Genomic DNA, 16,110 nt, shown 5'->3' on the forward strand with positions numbered 1-16,110 from the left:
GCTCGGCAAGCCAGCTTCCCTTAAAAATTCACCCGGTTCGAGATCGCGCCGTCCACGACGAGATTGGACCCGGTCGTGAATCCCGACACCGGGCTCGCCAGGAACACCGCCGCGCTCGCGATTTCGTGCGGCGTCGCCATGCGGCCGGTCGGGTTGCGGCTCATCGCGTCCTTGTAACGATCCGGCATGTTCTTCTCGATCATCTCCCAGACGCCGCCCTTGAAGTAGACGGTGCCGGGCGAGACCACGTTGACGCGGATTTTCTTCTTCGCGTATTGCCGTGCCAGTCCCTTGGCCATGTGGATCAGCGCCGCCTTGATCGGGCCGTAGGAGCTGGCGGTGTCCGCCTGCGCTGCCGAGATCGACGAGATGATCACGAAGGCGGCGTCGCCGCTTCTGGCGCCACTCGCTTCCAGGAACGGCCGGGCCGCATCGAACGCATGCACCGCGCCAAGCACGTCGAGCCGAAAATTCTGCTCCCACGATGCGGGATCGCCGCCCTGCGCCATCGCGCCGGCATTGGAGAACAGAAGATCGACGCCGCCGAGCTCCCTTGCCGCGCTCTCAATCCAGCTTTTCAGCGCCGCGCCGTCGGTGACGTCGACCGTGCCGCCGGTGGCGTTGACACCGCTCGCTTTCAGTTCGGCGACGGTGGACGTAACCTGATCGGCGTTGCGCGCGCACACCGCGACATTGGCGCCTTCGCCGGCCAGCGTCGCCGCGATCGCCCGTCCGATGCCGCGCGTGCCGCCGAGCACGATGGCGTTCTTTCCTTTGAGGCCGAGATCCATTGTCTGCTTTTCCTTGTTGTTGAGTGATGGAAGTGTAGCTGTTTCGGTGGGGATGCTGAACTGTCCAGTTCGTCATTGCGAGCCAACGGGTCCGCGCGAAGCGCGGCCCGATGACAGGCTCCGCGAAGCAATCCAGAAATGCACCCGCGGGGACAGTCTGGATTGCTTCGTCGCAAGGGCTCCTCGCAATGACGTGGAGAGAGAGGCGCGCAATCCTCACTCCGGTGCCGCCCCCACCGGCGGGCCGCCGGGCGGGCGGTGCAGGTAGGTCAGTGAGACGTAGGCGCCGGCCCAGGAGCCGATCGCCGCGAAAGCGACATAGAAGGGGTTGTCGGTATAGCTGATCACCGCGTAGGAGGAGAGCATGTACCAGATCGCGCTCCAGTTCGCCGCCGGGATGCGCTTGCGCGCGATCACGGCCGAGGTGAACATGACATAGACTGCGTCGGTGGCAGCCGTTGCGATGAACACGGCACCTGCGGTGAGGGGATCGATGGCGGCCATTGCGTTCCCTTATGTGCTAATGGATGGTCGCAAAAAACTAAGGGAGAGAAGCGGCCATGCAAAGTCCCGCCGGCATTCTCAGGGAGATCTGGACCTCCGTCGGTGGCGACGCGGCCGCGCTCGACCGCGTACGGCTGACGGGCGAGGAGCCGCAGATCCCGTCCTCGTTTCGCGTCGCGGTCGCCGGACAAACGATGATCGCTGCTGCTGGCCTCGCCGCCGCCGAGATCTGGCGGCTGCGCAGCGGCGAGGCGCAGGACGTCTCCGTCGACATCCGCCATGCCGTCGCCGAATGCCGTTCGGAGCGATACCTCCGCCTCGACGACAAGCCGCCGCCGCCGGCCTGGGATGCCATCGCCGGCGTCTACAGGACGGGCGATGACCGCTTCGTGCGCTGTCACACCAATTTTCCGCATCATCGCGACGCCGTCTGCGGGGTGCTCGGCTGCGAGCCGGAGCGCGAAAAGGTGCAGGCCGCACTGATGCGATGGAAGGGCGAGGATTTCGAGACTGCGGCTTACGCCGCGGGCGGCGTGGTTGCTTTGATGCGCAGCTACGACGAATGGTCTGCATCGCCGCAAGCGCATGCGCTCGTGCAATTGCCGCTGATCTCGATCGAGAAGATCGGCGAGGCCGCGCCAAAACCGTGGCCGCAAAGATCATCGAACAGTGACCGCCCGCTCGCAGGCCTGCGCGTGCTCGATCTCTCACGTGTCATCGCCGGTCCCGTCGCGGGCCGAACGCTCGCCGCGCACGGCGCAGACGTGCTGCTGGTATCAGGCCCCGAGCTGCCCGCGATCGACTGGCTCACCATCGACACTGGCCGCGGCAAGCTTACAACCTTCATCGAGCTGAAGGGCGAGGCGGGCAGGGCGCAACTGCGTGCGCTATTGCAGGACGCTGAGATCTTTTCGCAAGGCTATCGCCCGGGTGCGCTTGCTGCTCTCGGCTTCGCGCCCGAGGACGCCGCGAAAATCAATCCGGGCATCGTCTATGTGACGCTGTCTGCCTACGGCCATGCCGGCCCCTGGGCGGAGCGGCGCGGCTTCGACTCGCTGGTGCAGACCACGACCGGCTTCAACCATGCCGAAGGACTGGCTGCCGGCATCGACGGTCCCAAGGAATTGCCGGCGCAGATGCTCGACCACGCCACGGGTTATCTAATGGCATTCGGCGCCATGATGGCCAAGGCGCGTCAGGCCCGCGAAGGCGGCAGCTGGCACGTGCGCGTATCGCTGGCGCAGACCGGGCGATGGCTGTGGAATCTCGGCCGGCTCGACGGCGGGCTGAACACCCTGGATCTCACGAGCGAGGCCGTACATGCTGCGTTCATCGAACGCATGTCATCTGGCTTCGGTATGTTGAAGGCGGTGCGCCATTCGGCGCTGCTGTCGACGACGCCGGCGCAATGGAGCCGTCGGGCGATGCCGCTCGGCAGTCATCCGGCACAGTGGCCGGTGCAAAAGCTGACATGAAGCTGACACGTCGCAAACTTTTAACGCCAACTGCGAGGTGTCTTGCGTTTTTTAGGTTGTTTGAAATCAGAATTCGGCACTATTAGCGCGATCGATGAGGCAGTCATTTGCCGAGATCGTCGCAGAAACGACCGGGCTCGATGGTGGTTGAAAATACCAAGAGATTGCAGGTGTTTACAAAACGACGGATGATCGCTTCCGTAGTTTTACTGGCTGTTGCCGGTGCCGCGGCCTACGGCTTCCCATATTCGGGAGCCAAGCCAAAGAAGCATTCCGAGATTTCGAGCCAGTCGCGGAAGAATGCCCAGACCTTCACGCCCACGCCGTCGGAATGGGCGACGCTGACGATCGAGCCGGTCAAGGCCAAGAGCTTCCGGGCCGAGTATGTCACCGAGGGCAAGGTCGCGGTCGACGAGGATCGCTCCACGCCGGTGTTTTCCCCTTATGCAGGCCGGGTCACCAAGCTGCTCGCCAAGCCGGGCGAGATGTTGAAGCAAGGCCAACCGCTGTTCACGATCGAAGCCGCCGACACGGTGCAGGCCCAGAACGATTTCATCGCCGCGATGACCTCGCAGAACAAGGCGAGGTCTGCGCTCGAGCTCTCCGACATCCAGTTCAAGCGCGCCAAGGATCTTTATGAAGGCCATGCCATTCCGCTGAAGGACTATCAGCAGGCGGAAGCGACTCAGGTCCAGGCGCGAAACGACATGCGCTCCTCAGGGACGGCCCTGGAAGCCGCGCGCAGCAAGCTGCGCATCCTCGGCTTTACCGACGAGACCATCACGGCATTCCAGGAAAAGGGCACCATCAATCCGGAGATCACGATCTATTCGCCGATTTCGGGCACCGTCGTGCAGCGCAAGATCGGTCCCGGCCAATATGTCAGCTCCGGAGCCAGCGATCCGGTCTTCGTGATTGGCGACCTCTCCACGGTCTGGCTGACGGCGTTCGTGCGCGAGAGCGATGCAGCTGCGATCTGCATCGGCCAGGACATCGGCGTCAACGTCATGGCATTGCCCGGCCGACCGCTGACGGCCAGGATCAACTATGTCGCCGCTGCGATCGACCCAAGCACCCGCCGTCTCCTGGTCCGCGCCACCATCGACAACAAGGACGGCCTGCTCAAGCCGGAGATGTTCGCCAACGTCACGATCTATTCGGCCGGCGACCGTGCCGCGCCGGCGGTGCCGAAACAGGCTTTGATCTATGAAGCCGACAAGGTCCGCATCTGGGTCGCGCGGGACGACAAATCTGTCGAGCTGCGTCAGATCAAGACCGGCCTCATCAACGGCAACCTCGTCGAGGTCACCAGCAATCTGAATCCCGGCGAGCAGATCGTCACCAAAGGCAGCCTGTTCATCGACCGCGCGGCATCCGGCAGCTGATCGACGACCCAAGAAAATTGAAGACCTGAATGGATCGTCTCGTCGCTCTTGCCGTCAACCGGCGCTTCCTGATGGTCGGCATGTTCGTCGCTGTCTTGATCGGCGGCGTGATCGCGTTCAACCGGCTCAATATCGAGGCCTATCCCGACCCCACCCCGCCGATGGTCGACATCGTGACGCAGAGCCCCGGCCTGTCGGCGGAGGAGATCGAGCGCTACATCACGATCCCGATCGAGACCCAGGTCGCGGGCCTGAAGAACGTCACGACCATCCGCACCATCTCGCTGTACGGCCTTTCCGACGTCAAAATCCAGTTCTCCTTCGCCTACACCTATGACGAGGCGCAGCAGCAGGTGCTGAACCGGCTGGCGCAGCTCGCGCCGTTGCCGGGCAACGTGCAGCCGCAGATCTCGCCACTCAGTCCGATCGGCGAGATCTTCCGCTATCGCCTGGTGGGGCCACCGAATTACAGTGTGCTCGACCTCAAGACCATCCAGGACTGGATCCTGCAGCGCCGCTTCCGCGCCGTGCCCGGCGTCATCGACGTCACCGGATGGGGCGGCCGGAGCAAGACCTACGAGATCCAGGTCGACTTCAACAAGCTGGTTGCCAATGGCCTGACGCTGCCGCAATTGCTCCAGGCGGTCGGCAACTCCAACGTCAACGTCGGCGGCAACACCGTCAACATCGGCCAGCAATCGGCCGTGGTCCGCGGCGTCGGCCTGATCCGCTCGATCGACGACCTCGCCAACACCATGGTGGCGCAGACCGGCGGCAATCCGGTGCTGGTGAAGGACGTCGCAACGGTCACGGTCGGTCAGAAGCCGCGTCTCGGCATCGCCGGTCTCGATGATGCCGACGACATCGTGCAGGGTATCGTCCTGATGCGCCGCGGCGAGCAGAGCACGCCCACCATCAAACGGGTCGAGCAACTCGTCCAGCAGATCAACAATTCGTCCATCCTGCCGCCCGGCGTGCGCATCGAGCGCATCTACGACCGCAAGGACCTGATCGACCTCACCACCCACACCGTGCTGCACAACATGGTCGTCGGCATTCTGCTGATCGTGCTGCTGCAATGGATCTTCCTCGGCGATCTCCGCAGCGCGTTGATCGTCGGCGCCACCATTCCGTTCGCGCTGTTCTTCGCGGTGATCATCCTGGTGCTTCGCGGGGAATCGGCCAATCTGCTGTCGGTCGGCGCGATCGATTTCGGCCTGATCGTGGACGGCACGGTCATCATGGTGGAGGCGATCTTCCGCCGCCTGACGCAGACGACGCCGATGTCGGATGCCGAGCAGATGTCGTCAGAGACGCTGTTCGGCATGAAGAGCCACGCCATCCTCAGCGCGGCCGCCGACGTCTCGCGATCGATCTTCTTCGCTGCGGCGATCATCATCGCGGCCTTCCTGCCGCTGTTCACGCTCTCCGGCGTCGAGGGCAACATCTTCGGGCCGATGGCCCGCACCTACGCCTATGCACTGGCCGGCGGGCTGCTTGCGACGTTCACCGTCACGCCGGCGCTGTCTGCGATCATCCTGCCGGCGCATGTCGAGGAGACGGAGACCCGCGTCATGCAGTTCCTGCACCGGATATATTCTCCGTTGCTGCATTGGGCAGTCGCCAACCGCAAGATCGTGCTCGGCGGCACCGTCGGCCTCGTGCTGCTAACGGTGGCGCTCAGCCGGCTGCTCGGCCTCGAATTCCTGCCGAAGCTGGAGGAGGGCAATCTCTGGATCCGCGCCACGCTGCCGCCGACCATCTCGCTTCAAGAAGGCAACACCTACGTCAACGAGATGCGCAAGATCATCCGCGCCCGGCCCGAGGTCGAGTCCGTCGTGTCGCAGCACGGCCGTCCCGACGACGGCACGGATGCAGCCGGCTTCTTCAATGCCGAGTTCTTTGCGCCGCTCAAGCCCGTGAGCCAGTGGCCCGGCACGCGCGACAAGGAAGAGCTGACCGCGGAGCTGCTCAAGCAGCTCGACGATCGCTTTCCCGGCGTCGAGTTCAACTTCTCGCAATATCTCCAGGACAACGTCTCAGAGGCCGTCTCGGGCGTGAAGGGCGAGAACTCGATCAAGCTGTTCGGCAGCGATCTCCAGGCGCTGACCGACACCGCGAACAAGATCAAGTCGGTGCTTGCGACCGTGCAGGGCGTCACGGACCTTGCGGTGTTCACCTCGCTCGGGCAGCCGACCATCCAGATCGACATCGACCGCGCCAAGGCCGCCCGCTACGGCCTATCGCCCGGCGACATCAACGCCACCATCAAGGTCGCGGTCGGAGGCGATACTGCGGGAGATCTCTATGAGCCGGGCAGCGACCGTCACTTCCCGATCATCGTCCGCCTCGCGCCGGAGTATCGCAGGAGTGCGGAGGCGATCCACAATCTGCGCATCGGCGCGCCCGGGCCGAACGGCACCGTCACGCAGATTCCCTTGAGCGAGGTCGCCAACATCAACCTCGTCTCCGGCGCCGCCTACATCTATCGCGAGCAGCAGGAGCGTTATCTGCCGATCAAGTTCTCGGTGCGCGAGCGCGATCTCGGCAGTGCGATCCGCGAGGCGCAGCAGAAGATCGCCGAGCAGGTGCAGCTGCCGCCCGGCTCGCACATGGATTGGGTCGGCGAGTTCGGCAATCTGCAGGACGCGATCCGCCGGCTGTCGATCGTGGTGCCGATCTCGCTGGCGCTGATTGGGGTCCTGCTCTGGTTCAACTTCGGCTCGATGACCGACACGCTGCTGGCGATGAGCGTGATCCCGATGGCGATCTTCGGCGGCGTGCTGGGCCTGTTGATATCAGGTACGGCGTTCAGCGTCTCGGCGGCGATCGGCTTCATCGCACTGTTCGGCATCGCCGTGATGGACGGCATCATCATCCTGTCCCAGTTCAACCAGCTCATCGAAGAAGGCATGGACCGCATGAGCGCGGTGATCCGTACCGGCGAGCTGCAGCTTCGGCCGGTGCTGATGACCTGCGTCGTCGCCGGCATCGGTCTGTTGCCGGCGGCGCTGTCGGAGGGCATCGGCTCGCAGGTGCAGAAGCCGCTCGCGGTCGTGGTCGTCACCGGCATGATGCTGGCGCCGCTGGTTATCCTGGTGACGCTGCCGGTGCTGATCTCGTTCTTCTCGCGCCGCGCGCGCTGATCGTCAGAACCCGTAGAGCCGCGCCGGATTGTCGACCAGGATCTTTTTGCGCACATCCGCGTCCGGCGCCCACACCGGAAGCTGATTGAGCAGGCGGCCGTCGTCGATCTGATAGAGTGGCGCGATGTCGGTGGGCTTGCGTCCCTCGACGCGGCTCGAATCCGGGTGCGGCCAGTCGGTGCCCCAGACGATGCGATCCGCATTCGCCGCGATCAATGCGCGGGCATAGGGCACCATATCCTGATAGTCGGGCGGGAGCTTGGACGAGCGATAGGCGCCCGAGATTTTCACATAGGCCTTGCCGGATTTGACGAGCGCGACGAGATCGGAGAAGCCCGGCTGCTCCAGCCCGAGCGAAGCCTCGAGGCCGCCGAAATGGTCGAACACGACGGGCACCGGCGCCGTCTCGACGAGGTCCTTGATCGCCGAGATCATGGCGAGTGTGGTGTAGAGCTGCACGTGCCAGCCGCGCGCCTTCATGCGTTCGACCGCGGCGGTGAAGCGTGGCCGCCCGACATTGGGATCATTGACCCCGCCGGTCGCGAGATTGAGGCGGATGCCGCGGAAACCGTCCTGATGCATTGCATCGAGCTGGGCCTCCGTCGTCTTGTCGTCGATCACGGCGACCCCACGCGCATTCGCGCCGCGGGCCTTCATGCCGAACAGGGTCGAGGAGTTGTCGGTGCCGTAGACGCTCGGCGTCACGATCACCACGCGCTCGATATAGAGCGCCTTGTGCAGCGCCGTCATTTCTTCGGGACTCGCCGGCTCCGGCGTATAGACGCGCCCGGCGAAGAACGGAAATTTTTCGACGTCGCCATGGATGTGGGTGTGGCAATCGCAGGCGTGTGCGGGGACATCGAAATTGATGGGCGTTGCGGGCTGTGCCGCGCGGGCATGGGCTTTGCTGGTCATGGCTACTCCGGCGGCAAGGGAGGCAAAGAGGACGCCGCGTCGGCTGAGCATAGTTTCTCTCCCCTGATCGTTTTTATGGCGCCAAGACAATACCACGTCTGCCTGGCAATCGACTGGCTTCTCAGCATAGCTGCTCAACAAGATCGCAACCGGGCTTGAGCCGTCGACGCGCACGATCAGGCAGGGCAAGCTGGCGTGCCAGGCTTCGTGCTTGGCGAGACTTCGGGCTGGTAGGGCGACACGGTCGGAGGCCAGAAATAGTCGCTGTCGTGGTGCGGCGGCTTTTCGTGTTCACATCCTGAGGCGTCCTGTACCAAGTGGCGACCGTGACGGCGATCGTGGCGTTCCGAGGCGTCGCACGCGCTCTCCTTAGGCGGCCGGGCGGCGCTTTGTCACTCGTCCGCTTGTCGCGGGTTGGGTCGACAATGTCAGGCCCAGCGCTCCGACAATTCGCATGACCGTCCCGAACTCGGGATTTCCGGTCTCTCCGAGAGCCTTATACAAGCTCTCGCGGTTCAAGCCCGCTTTCTTCGCGATCGCGCTCATGCCGCGCGCACGTGCGACAAGGCGGAGCGCATCACGCACGAAATCAGCATCGCCGGTCTCCAGCGCGGCGCCGATATAGGCCGCCTGACGTTCCTCCGTGTCGAGATAGTCGGCGGCGTCGAAGCGCGTCGTCCTGGATGCCGATTTGACCGTCGTTCTCGCTGCCTTTGGCATCACAATGTCTCCGCTAGTTGTTGCGCTAGCTTGACGTCTTGCCGCTGCGTGCGCTTGTCCCCGCCACACAGCAGGATCACGATCCGAGTTCCGCGCTGCAAATAGTAAACTCGGTAGCCCGGGCCGTAGTCGATGCGCATTTCTCGGACATTGCCGCCAACGCTTTTTGCTGTCGCCGGAATTGCCCATCTCCATGCGGCGAATGCGGACAGTGATCCGCGCAACGGCGCTGGCGTCCTTGAGGCGGTTCAGCCACTCCGTAAAATGCTCGGTTTGTCTGACCTCGATCAAGAGACGAAAATGTAGCCCATGGGCTACAAAATGTCAAAGAGGAGCGATGTGCCGAAACGGAGAAGGTGCAGTGAGATCCCCAGGGGTACTTGCGACCTCTACTGCCCCGACGGCGTCCGCAAGCCATGCCAGGCGTCGCGGACCTGGTGGTAATGCACCTCGGGCAGGTAGTCCGGCGTGTTCAGGTTCAAGGTCTTGACGTCGAGATGGCCGATGGCGCTGAGCAGCGTGTAGGAGGCGATGACGCGGTCGCGCTGCGCTCCGATCAAGCGGGCTTTGGCCTGGATCAAATCCGCCTGCGAGTTCAGCACATCCACCGTCGTGCGCTGACCGCCGGCGGCCTCGCGCTGCACGCCCTGGAGCGCGACGGTCGCCGCCTTCACCTCGGACTCCGAGGCCGACACCGTGACCTTGGCGCCTTCATTGGCAACCCAGGCGCTGACCGCCGCCGTGCGCGCCTGGTTGCGCACCTGATCCAGCACGAGCCGGCTCTGCGCGGTGATTTCCTTGGCTTGGCGCGTCATCGCCGCGGCCTGGCCGCCGTCGTAGATCGGCGCGGTGACGTTGGCGACGATCGAGGCCTGGTCTTCGGCGAAGGTGCCGAGCGTCGGGTCGTTGTTGCGGCTCTTGCTGGCGCTGCCCTGGATGGTGGCGCTCGGCAGCAGCGTGCCTTCGGCGATGCGGATGTTGGTGGAGGCGACATCGACATCGAAGCCTGCGGCCATCACCGCCGGATGCTGGCGGATCGCCATCGTCATCGCGTCTTCGCGACTCTTCGGCAGATAGCGGTCGACGGCTTCGGCAGGCCGAAGCTGCGACGGGGCATTGCCGATCACTTGCGCATAGGTGGCCTGGCTGACGGCGAGCGCGACTTCGGCGGCGTTGAGATCGGCAAGGCCGCGGTTGAGGCGCGCTTCGGCCTGGGCGGTGTCGGTCGGCGTGACGTCGCCCGCGTTGAGGCGGCGCTGGGTGACGGAGAGTGTTTCGCGCAGGAAGGCGACGTTGGAGCGCTGCGCTTCGACCAGCGACTGGTTGGCCAGCACGTTGGTATAGGCGGTGACCGCATCGAGCAGCACGCCCTGGCCGACATTGCGGAGCGCCTCGCGACCCGACTGCACCTGGAGTTCGGCGGCGCGCACGCTGTTGGCGGTGCGGAAGCCGTTGAACAGAGTCTGCGTCACGGTGACGCCGATGATCCATGGCTTCAGATTGGCGGTCTGGATGGTGTTGTCGGGCAGCAGATTGCGCACCGATTGCAGGCCGGCGCTGAGGCTGGCCACGATCTGCGGGCGGTAGCCGGCGAGGGCCTGCGGCACGTTTTCGTCGGTCGCGCGCTGCCGCGCGCGCTCGGCGTTGAGCTGCGGATTGGTCTGGTACGCCTTGGCGAGGGCATCGGGCAGGGCTTCTGCCGACGCCGTCGAGGAAAGGGCGCAAGAAAGCGCCAGCGTGGCCCATGTCGCAAACACGGGAGCCACGCCCGATCGATGCCGCATCATCACGCGACCAGCTCTGGCGGCACGCCCAATCATGTAAACCCGCAACCCTGCCTGTCCGCCCCCGCCGACGGCGGCCCTCTTAACTGTTTAACCAGCGCAGGTCCCGCAGGCAAACTGCCGCGGGGGAAACCCCCATGAAATCCGTGCTTGTTGCAGCTTCGTCACAGAGGTTCCGCGGCAGCGAGACGGCCCTTACACCAGCCTTACCGCGGGGCGGGCCTCTACCGGTTCTTGTTCATCGGCTTGCGCTTCTCAATGAACGCCGCCATGCCCTCGGAGCGGTCCTCCAGCGCGAAGGTCGAGTGGAACAGGTTGCGCTCGACGCTCATGCCCTCGGCCAGCGTGGTCTCGAATGCGCGGTTCACCGCTTCCTTGGCCATCGCGGCGGCAGGGCGCGACATCGAGGCGATCTTCTCGGCCGCCGCCATCACCTCGTCCATCAGCTTGTCAGCCGGCACGATGCGACTGACGAGGCCGCTACGCTCGGCCTCCGCGGCATCCATCATGCGGCCGGTGAGGCAGAGGTCCATCGCCTTCGACTTGCCGATCGCGCGGGTCAAACGCTGGGTGCCGCCGATGCCTGGAATGGTGCCGAGCGTGATTTCGGGCTGGCCGAACTTTGCGGTGTCGGCGGCGATGATGACGTCGCACATCATGGCGAGCTCGCAGCCGCCGCCGAGCGCATAGCCCGCGACTGCCGCAATGGTCGGCTTGCGGCAGCGCGCGATGCGGTCGCCGCCGATCGCGGCAAAATCCTCGGAGAACATGTCGATGAAGCCTTTCGGCTGCATCTCCTTGATGTCGGCGCCGGCGGCAAAGGCCTTCTCGCTGCCGGTCACGACGATGCAGCCGATCGCCTCGTCGGCCTCGAGGTCGTCGACGGCGGCCGCAATCTCGCGGAAGACGCCGAAAGAAAGCGCGTTGAGCATCTTCGGCCGGTTCAGCTTGATGATGCCGACCGCGCCGACGCTTTCGACGATGATGTGTTCGAACGTGCTCATGCTCCACCCACGCTTTTGATTGGGCGGGCAATGTGCCCGCTGGCGCGGTGGGCTTCAAGGGGGCCGGTCCAGGACGCGCGAGCGCGCCTCTGGTGGAACTGGCAATCAGGCCATGAACATGCGTGCCGCCGAGGCCAGCGTCAGCAGCGTCCCGACGCCGATGAAGATCTTGCCGATCAGGGAGCTCTGGTCCCAGGCCGAGCTCTGCTGGCTGCTCGCCATCACTGGCGCGGGGCGCGGCTGCGCTGCGGTTGCGGCGATAACAGTCTTCTGGGCCGGCGGGTTGTCCTGTTGCACGGCGCGGTCGATGTCGTTGAGCTGATCGGGCGCCACCACCTGGGGCTCGGCGTTCGAGGCGGCACCATTGGCGGTATCATCGGCCGCTGCCTGGACGTTGTCATTGGCACGGCCCGTCATCGCGGAGGCCGCCGCCGCGGTCGGCGTCTCGGCGGCTGCGAGCTGCGCATGGGCGTTGGCGACGTCCGGCGGCATCTGGCCGGAGGCCGGCACATCGTTGTTCGCCTTATTCTCAAGCTTGGTTTCGTCGGCCTTTGCCGCGGCGTCCTGCTTGTCGGCCCTGTCGCCGGACTTCTGCGCCGTCTTGCCATCGCCGGTACGGCGCGACTCGTGGCGCCGCTGCTTACTCGGCTTGGCCGTGTCGACCTGCTTGCCCGCGCTGTCCGATTTGCCGGTTGAGCTCGGCTCCGCCTGTGCAACGCCGCCAAGCAGCAAGAAAAGGCCGGCCGCAACAATGAGGGCCGCACGCCCGCTGGCTTTGATCATGTTGACGATCTCCCCAATTCCGCCCGTCCCAAGAACGAACAGAGACCCTGAGGCGTGACGACAGCGGGGCAGAAAATGGGAATCTTCGGGCCACGCCGGACAAAAACGGGGCAAGCCGCCCCTGCGCGCCGGGCCGGTGCGGAGAGGATTAATCGGTGTTATGAGCCGTCCCGGATTCCCACGGCCGTATCGGACGGTGGCAGCAGGTTGATCACGAATTCGTGAACTCGTGGCGGCCTGCGTAACAAATTGAACGAGTGGCCGAATTGCATGGTGAGGGGCGCGCGTGCGCGGACGTGAGGACGAATGGACCGGCCTGATGCGGTCGGCCATGGCAGGCGATGATGCGGCCTACCATCGTCTGTTGAAGGCGGTCACGCCGGTGCTGCGCGCCGCTGCGAGGCGTGGGCTGGCGCGGGCCGGCCAGCCTCCCGATCAAGCCGAGGATATCGTGCAGGAGATTTTGTTGGCGGTGCATCTGAAGCGGCACACCTGGGACAGCGAAGCCCCGTTCGCGCCCTGGCTGTTCGCGATCGCCCGCAACAAGTTGATCGATGCGCTGCGGCGGCGCGGCAGGCGTGTCTTCGTCAATATCGACGATTTCGCCGAGACGCTGCCGGGCGAGGCGCCGCAGGAGACGGCCTCGGCCGGCGAGGTCGCCGCGCAGCTCAGCAGTCTGCCGCAGCGCCAGCGCGACGTGTTGCAGTCGATCGCGGTCGAGGCCGCCTCGATCAAGGATACGGCGGCAAAGTTTGCGATGAGCGAAGGCGCGGTGCGGGTCGCGCTGCATCGCGGACTAGCCGCGCTGACGGCCAAACTGCGGGACCAGTAGTCATGGATACCGATCAACTCATTCGCTCGCTCGCGGCCGACAACGTCCATCGCGCCCCGCGCGTCGGCGCTGTGCTGACCACGGGGCTGCTCGTAGCCGCGCCGCTTTCGATCCTGATCTTCGCGACCTTCCTCGGCATACGGTCCGACGTGATGAGCGCGATGGGCAATCCGTTCTTCGACATGAAATTCGCGGTGACGCTCTCGCTCGCGATTCCCGCCATCATCGTCAGCCTGCATCTGTCGCGGCCCGAGGCGCTGCTGCGCGGCTGGGGCTGGCTCTTGCTGCTTCCCGTCGGCCTGCTCGCGGTCGCGATCGGCGGCGAGATGATGATGGCGCCGGCCATGCCGATGACGATGCGCATGATGGGCAAGAACTCGAGGGTGTGCCTGGTCGCGATCCCCGCAATGTCGCTGCCGCTGCTGGCTGGGGCGCTGTTTGGCCTGCGCCACGGCGCGCCGTCGCGTCCCGCGCTCGCCGGTGCGCTCGCGGGCCTGGTGTCGGCCGGGCTCGCCGCGACGCTCTACGCCTCGCACTGCACCGACGATTCCCCGCTGTTCGTCGCGACCTGGTACACGCTCGCGACCGCGATCGTCACGGCGGTCGGCGCGTTGGCCGGCTCGAAAGTCTTGAGATACTGACCGCGCCGGCAAGGCGGCGCGGCGTCATGACTTCCTGCGATAGAGGATAAACCGGGTCGACTCTCCGGAGCGTACGAACTGCTCCCGCAAGGTCTCGTCCACCATCTCCTTCATCCAATCATATTGGTAGGTCGCGCCGCGCTCGAAGAAGAAGTAGTCGGCGCCGGCAAGGCTCCTGCTCACCTGGTCGCGGCTGAACGAGTCCCGGAAAGGCATGAACTCGCTCTTGGGGGCCCGCCCCAAGGCCGGGAGAACGATCCAGTCCTGGTCGGACAGCAACAGCATGCGGCCACCGGGCGGCAGGGCCTTGTTGACCAGGTCGATGTCGCTGGCGTCGAGTGCGACCTTGATCGGGTCGGCGCTTGCTCCCCATCGGAAGCTGGCGATGCTCGGATACTTCAAATACGAACGCAGCCCGATCGTCACGTTCTGCCGCCGATCCTGCGCATACAAAAGTACGGCGATCGAGACGACGGCGACCGCCGCCAGCGACACGGCCGGGACCAGCTGCGACTTTGTTCGGCCGACGGCGGCACGAAACGCCGATCGGCCCCACCACGCGCCAACGGCAAGATAAGCAAACGCGTTCTGCTGCCAGACCGCATCGAGCGACCGGTTCACCCACTTGACCATGAATACCAGCGCGACGAGGGACAGAACCAGCAAATAGGCGCGCTCGACGGTGCGTGAGCCGGTCCATGCGGCGGCGACGCTCACCGCCGTGCCGATCGCGATCGCGGGCAGGACGATCTGGTACACCGTCCCCAAACCGGGTTTCCAGACCAGGATCACCGCGACCCAGTTCGAGAAGCTGTGCAAACCGAGCGGCGCAAGGAACACGTACAGGAAGTTCTTGGAGAGGACCGCCGGACCATATGCGGCAACGAACAAGGCCAGCAGAAACACGATCGACATGCCGGTGAACGCAGCGACCTCCCAGAACCGGCGCCGCTCCAGCAACCGCACGCACAACGCGGCACAAGCCACGGCCCAGGTATAAATGCCGGTCTCGGTGTTCCAGAAAATCGAGAAGGCGCAGACGGCGGACAGCGCCACCAGCAACCGTTCGGACGGTTGCACCATGAGGCGCGCAAGCATGCCCACGGCGATGAACACCAACATGTACCGGATCGCGAGTGCGGAAGGGCCGCCGAAAGCATCGGCGTCGGCGTACTGGCACAATGCGAGAAACACGACCGCCAGGACGAAAGGCATCGCCCGGTTCTGGAAGAAGTCCCGCAGCACCCAATAGGCCGACAGGTGGAAGACCACGAGACTTGCGGCGATCAGCCAGATGTAGGAGCGATAGAGCGCGTTGACGTCCGTCGTGAGAAACCGGCTCAACAGGTAAGGCGGCCCGTATCCGTAGAATGCCAGGAAATCGCGGCCGGGCACCAAGCCCTCCGCAAAGTGATAGAGCGCCGGTCCCGTCAGGTAGGATACCGGATGATTGCCGATCAATGCCCGCGCGGCCATGCCCTGCACGTCCGCAGGCAGGATCAGAGCCACCAGTGCCGCGATCAGCACCGCATCGATCCATCGAAATTCGAAGAGCCTGATCGGCTTGTATTCCGCATCGCCATCGATGTGAATGCGGGTCGGGAAGCGTCTCACGAACGGGATGAAGGCGGCGGCGACGAGGGCCGTCAGCGCGAGCTCTTGCAATCGAGGCTCGAACGTGGCCCGCAGGAACGGATGCAGCTCCGTGACGATGATCGCCGACGAGACGTAGAACAGAACGAGCGAGCGGCCTTCGAAGAATTGTCGAAGCTTGAGGGCCGCAAACGCTGCAGCGGCTCCGAACCCGTAGAACAGGATGTAGAAGATCTTCTCGGCGCGCTTGATGGCCTCGGCGTACGGAACGTCCGACTGAACGACCGGAAAGTCCTGTGCGAGGTTTAAGCCAAGGTCCGGCTTGGCGGCGCTCAAGATCAGATAGGCCGAAAGGCCAGCTGCAACGGCGCCGACGCACGCTCCCCAGAATGCGAAGCTCTGAAATCGCCAAAGCTCGAGTTCCGACCGTGTTATCGGCTTGACAAGACGCAACAATACCCACCCCCCGGGACGAATCCTCCGGAAGCTAAAACAAAAAAATCAAGGGCGCCATCAGCGCGGCAGCATGTTTCATGG

At 64.6% G+C, this 16,110-nt stretch carries 13 protein-coding genes; 5 read left to right on the plus strand and 8 right to left on the minus strand.

The genetic code is table 11. The features are described 5' to 3' along the window. Positions 1-20: 20 nt before the first annotated feature. Both LPJ38_RS18100 and LPJ38_RS18105 read right to left on the minus strand, forming a co-directional pair. Positions 21-791, minus strand: coding sequence for an SDR family NAD(P)-dependent oxidoreductase (locus LPJ38_RS18100; RefSeq protein WP_145627687.1), 771 nt, complete (start codon positions 789-791; stop codon positions 21-23). A gap of 216 nt (positions 792-1,007) precedes the next feature. Next, the gene (locus tag LPJ38_RS18105) at positions 1,008-1,295 is read right to left on the minus strand and encodes a hypothetical protein (RefSeq protein WP_145627684.1); all 288 of its coding nucleotides are present in this window, start codon (positions 1,293-1,295) and stop codon (positions 1,008-1,010) included. A 56-nt stretch (positions 1,296-1,351) separates the two neighbouring features. Between LPJ38_RS18105 and LPJ38_RS18110 the strand changes: the two genes are divergently transcribed. The 3 genes from LPJ38_RS18110 to LPJ38_RS18120 all read left to right on the plus strand — a co-directional run bounded on the left by LPJ38_RS18110 (position 1,352) and on the right by LPJ38_RS18120 (position 7,301). Then, positions 1,352-2,770, plus strand: a complete 1,419-nt coding sequence (locus LPJ38_RS18110; RefSeq protein ID WP_145627682.1) for a CoA transferase — start codon at positions 1,352-1,354, stop codon at positions 2,768-2,770. 140 nt (positions 2,771-2,910) lie between these two features. After that, complete coding sequence (locus tag LPJ38_RS18115) at positions 2,911-4,155, plus strand: efflux RND transporter periplasmic adaptor subunit (protein ID WP_145627680.1); 1,245 nt, start codon at positions 2,911-2,913, stop codon at positions 4,153-4,155. A gap of 29 nt (positions 4,156-4,184) precedes the next feature. After that, entirely contained in the window at positions 4,185-7,301 is a 3,117-nt protein-coding gene (locus LPJ38_RS18120) for an efflux RND transporter permease subunit (RefSeq protein ID WP_145627677.1), read from the plus strand. A gap of 3 nt (positions 7,302-7,304) precedes the next feature. Here the strand turns inward: LPJ38_RS18120 and LPJ38_RS18125 are convergent, their stop codons facing one another. The 5 genes from LPJ38_RS18125 to LPJ38_RS18150 form a co-directional block, all read right to left on the minus strand. Continuing rightward, positions 7,305-8,267 carry an amidohydrolase family protein gene (locus LPJ38_RS18125; protein WP_145627675.1) on the minus strand — a complete coding sequence of 321 codons (963 nt, stop codon included), beginning with the start codon at positions 8,265-8,267 and terminating at the stop codon, positions 7,305-7,307. Positions 8,268-8,585: 318 nt separating this feature from the next. Continuing rightward, complete coding sequence (locus tag LPJ38_RS18130; RefSeq protein ID WP_145627673.1) at positions 8,586-8,936, minus strand: addiction module antidote protein; 351 nt, start codon at positions 8,934-8,936, stop codon at positions 8,586-8,588. Positions 8,937-9,325: 389 nt separating this feature from the next. Further along, positions 9,326-10,723, minus strand: coding sequence for a TolC family outer membrane protein (locus LPJ38_RS18140; protein WP_167520191.1), 1,398 nt, complete (start codon positions 10,721-10,723; stop codon positions 9,326-9,328). A 221-nt stretch (positions 10,724-10,944) separates the two neighbouring features. After that, positions 10,945-11,724 (minus strand): enoyl-CoA hydratase, encoded by a 780-nt coding sequence (locus LPJ38_RS18145; RefSeq protein WP_145627668.1) that lies wholly within the window; start codon positions 11,722-11,724, stop codon positions 10,945-10,947. Positions 11,725-11,829: 105 nt separating this feature from the next. Then, positions 11,830-12,507, minus strand: a complete 678-nt coding sequence (locus LPJ38_RS18150) for a hypothetical protein (RefSeq protein WP_145627666.1) — start codon at positions 12,505-12,507, stop codon at positions 11,830-11,832. Between the two features lie 286 nt (positions 12,508-12,793). Between LPJ38_RS18150 and LPJ38_RS18155 the strand changes: the two genes are divergently transcribed. Then, positions 12,794-13,339, plus strand: coding sequence for a sigma-70 family RNA polymerase sigma factor (locus LPJ38_RS18155; RefSeq protein ID WP_145627664.1), 546 nt, complete (start codon positions 12,794-12,796; stop codon positions 13,337-13,339). Positions 13,340-13,341: 2 nt separating this feature from the next. After that, complete coding sequence (locus LPJ38_RS18160; RefSeq protein WP_145627661.1) at positions 13,342-13,980, plus strand: NrsF family protein; 639 nt, start codon at positions 13,342-13,344, stop codon at positions 13,978-13,980. 24 nt (positions 13,981-14,004) lie between these two features. Here the strand turns inward: LPJ38_RS18160 and LPJ38_RS18165 are convergent, their stop codons facing one another. After that, complete coding sequence (locus LPJ38_RS18165) at positions 14,005-15,909, minus strand: hypothetical protein (RefSeq protein ID WP_145627659.1); 1,905 nt, start codon at positions 15,907-15,909, stop codon at positions 14,005-14,007. Positions 15,910-16,110 lie beyond the last annotated feature (201 nt).

Origin of the sequence: Bradyrhizobium daqingense, assembly GCF_021044685.1 — a bacterium.
Lineage (GTDB): Bacteria > Pseudomonadota > Alphaproteobacteria > Rhizobiales > Xanthobacteraceae > Bradyrhizobium > Bradyrhizobium daqingense.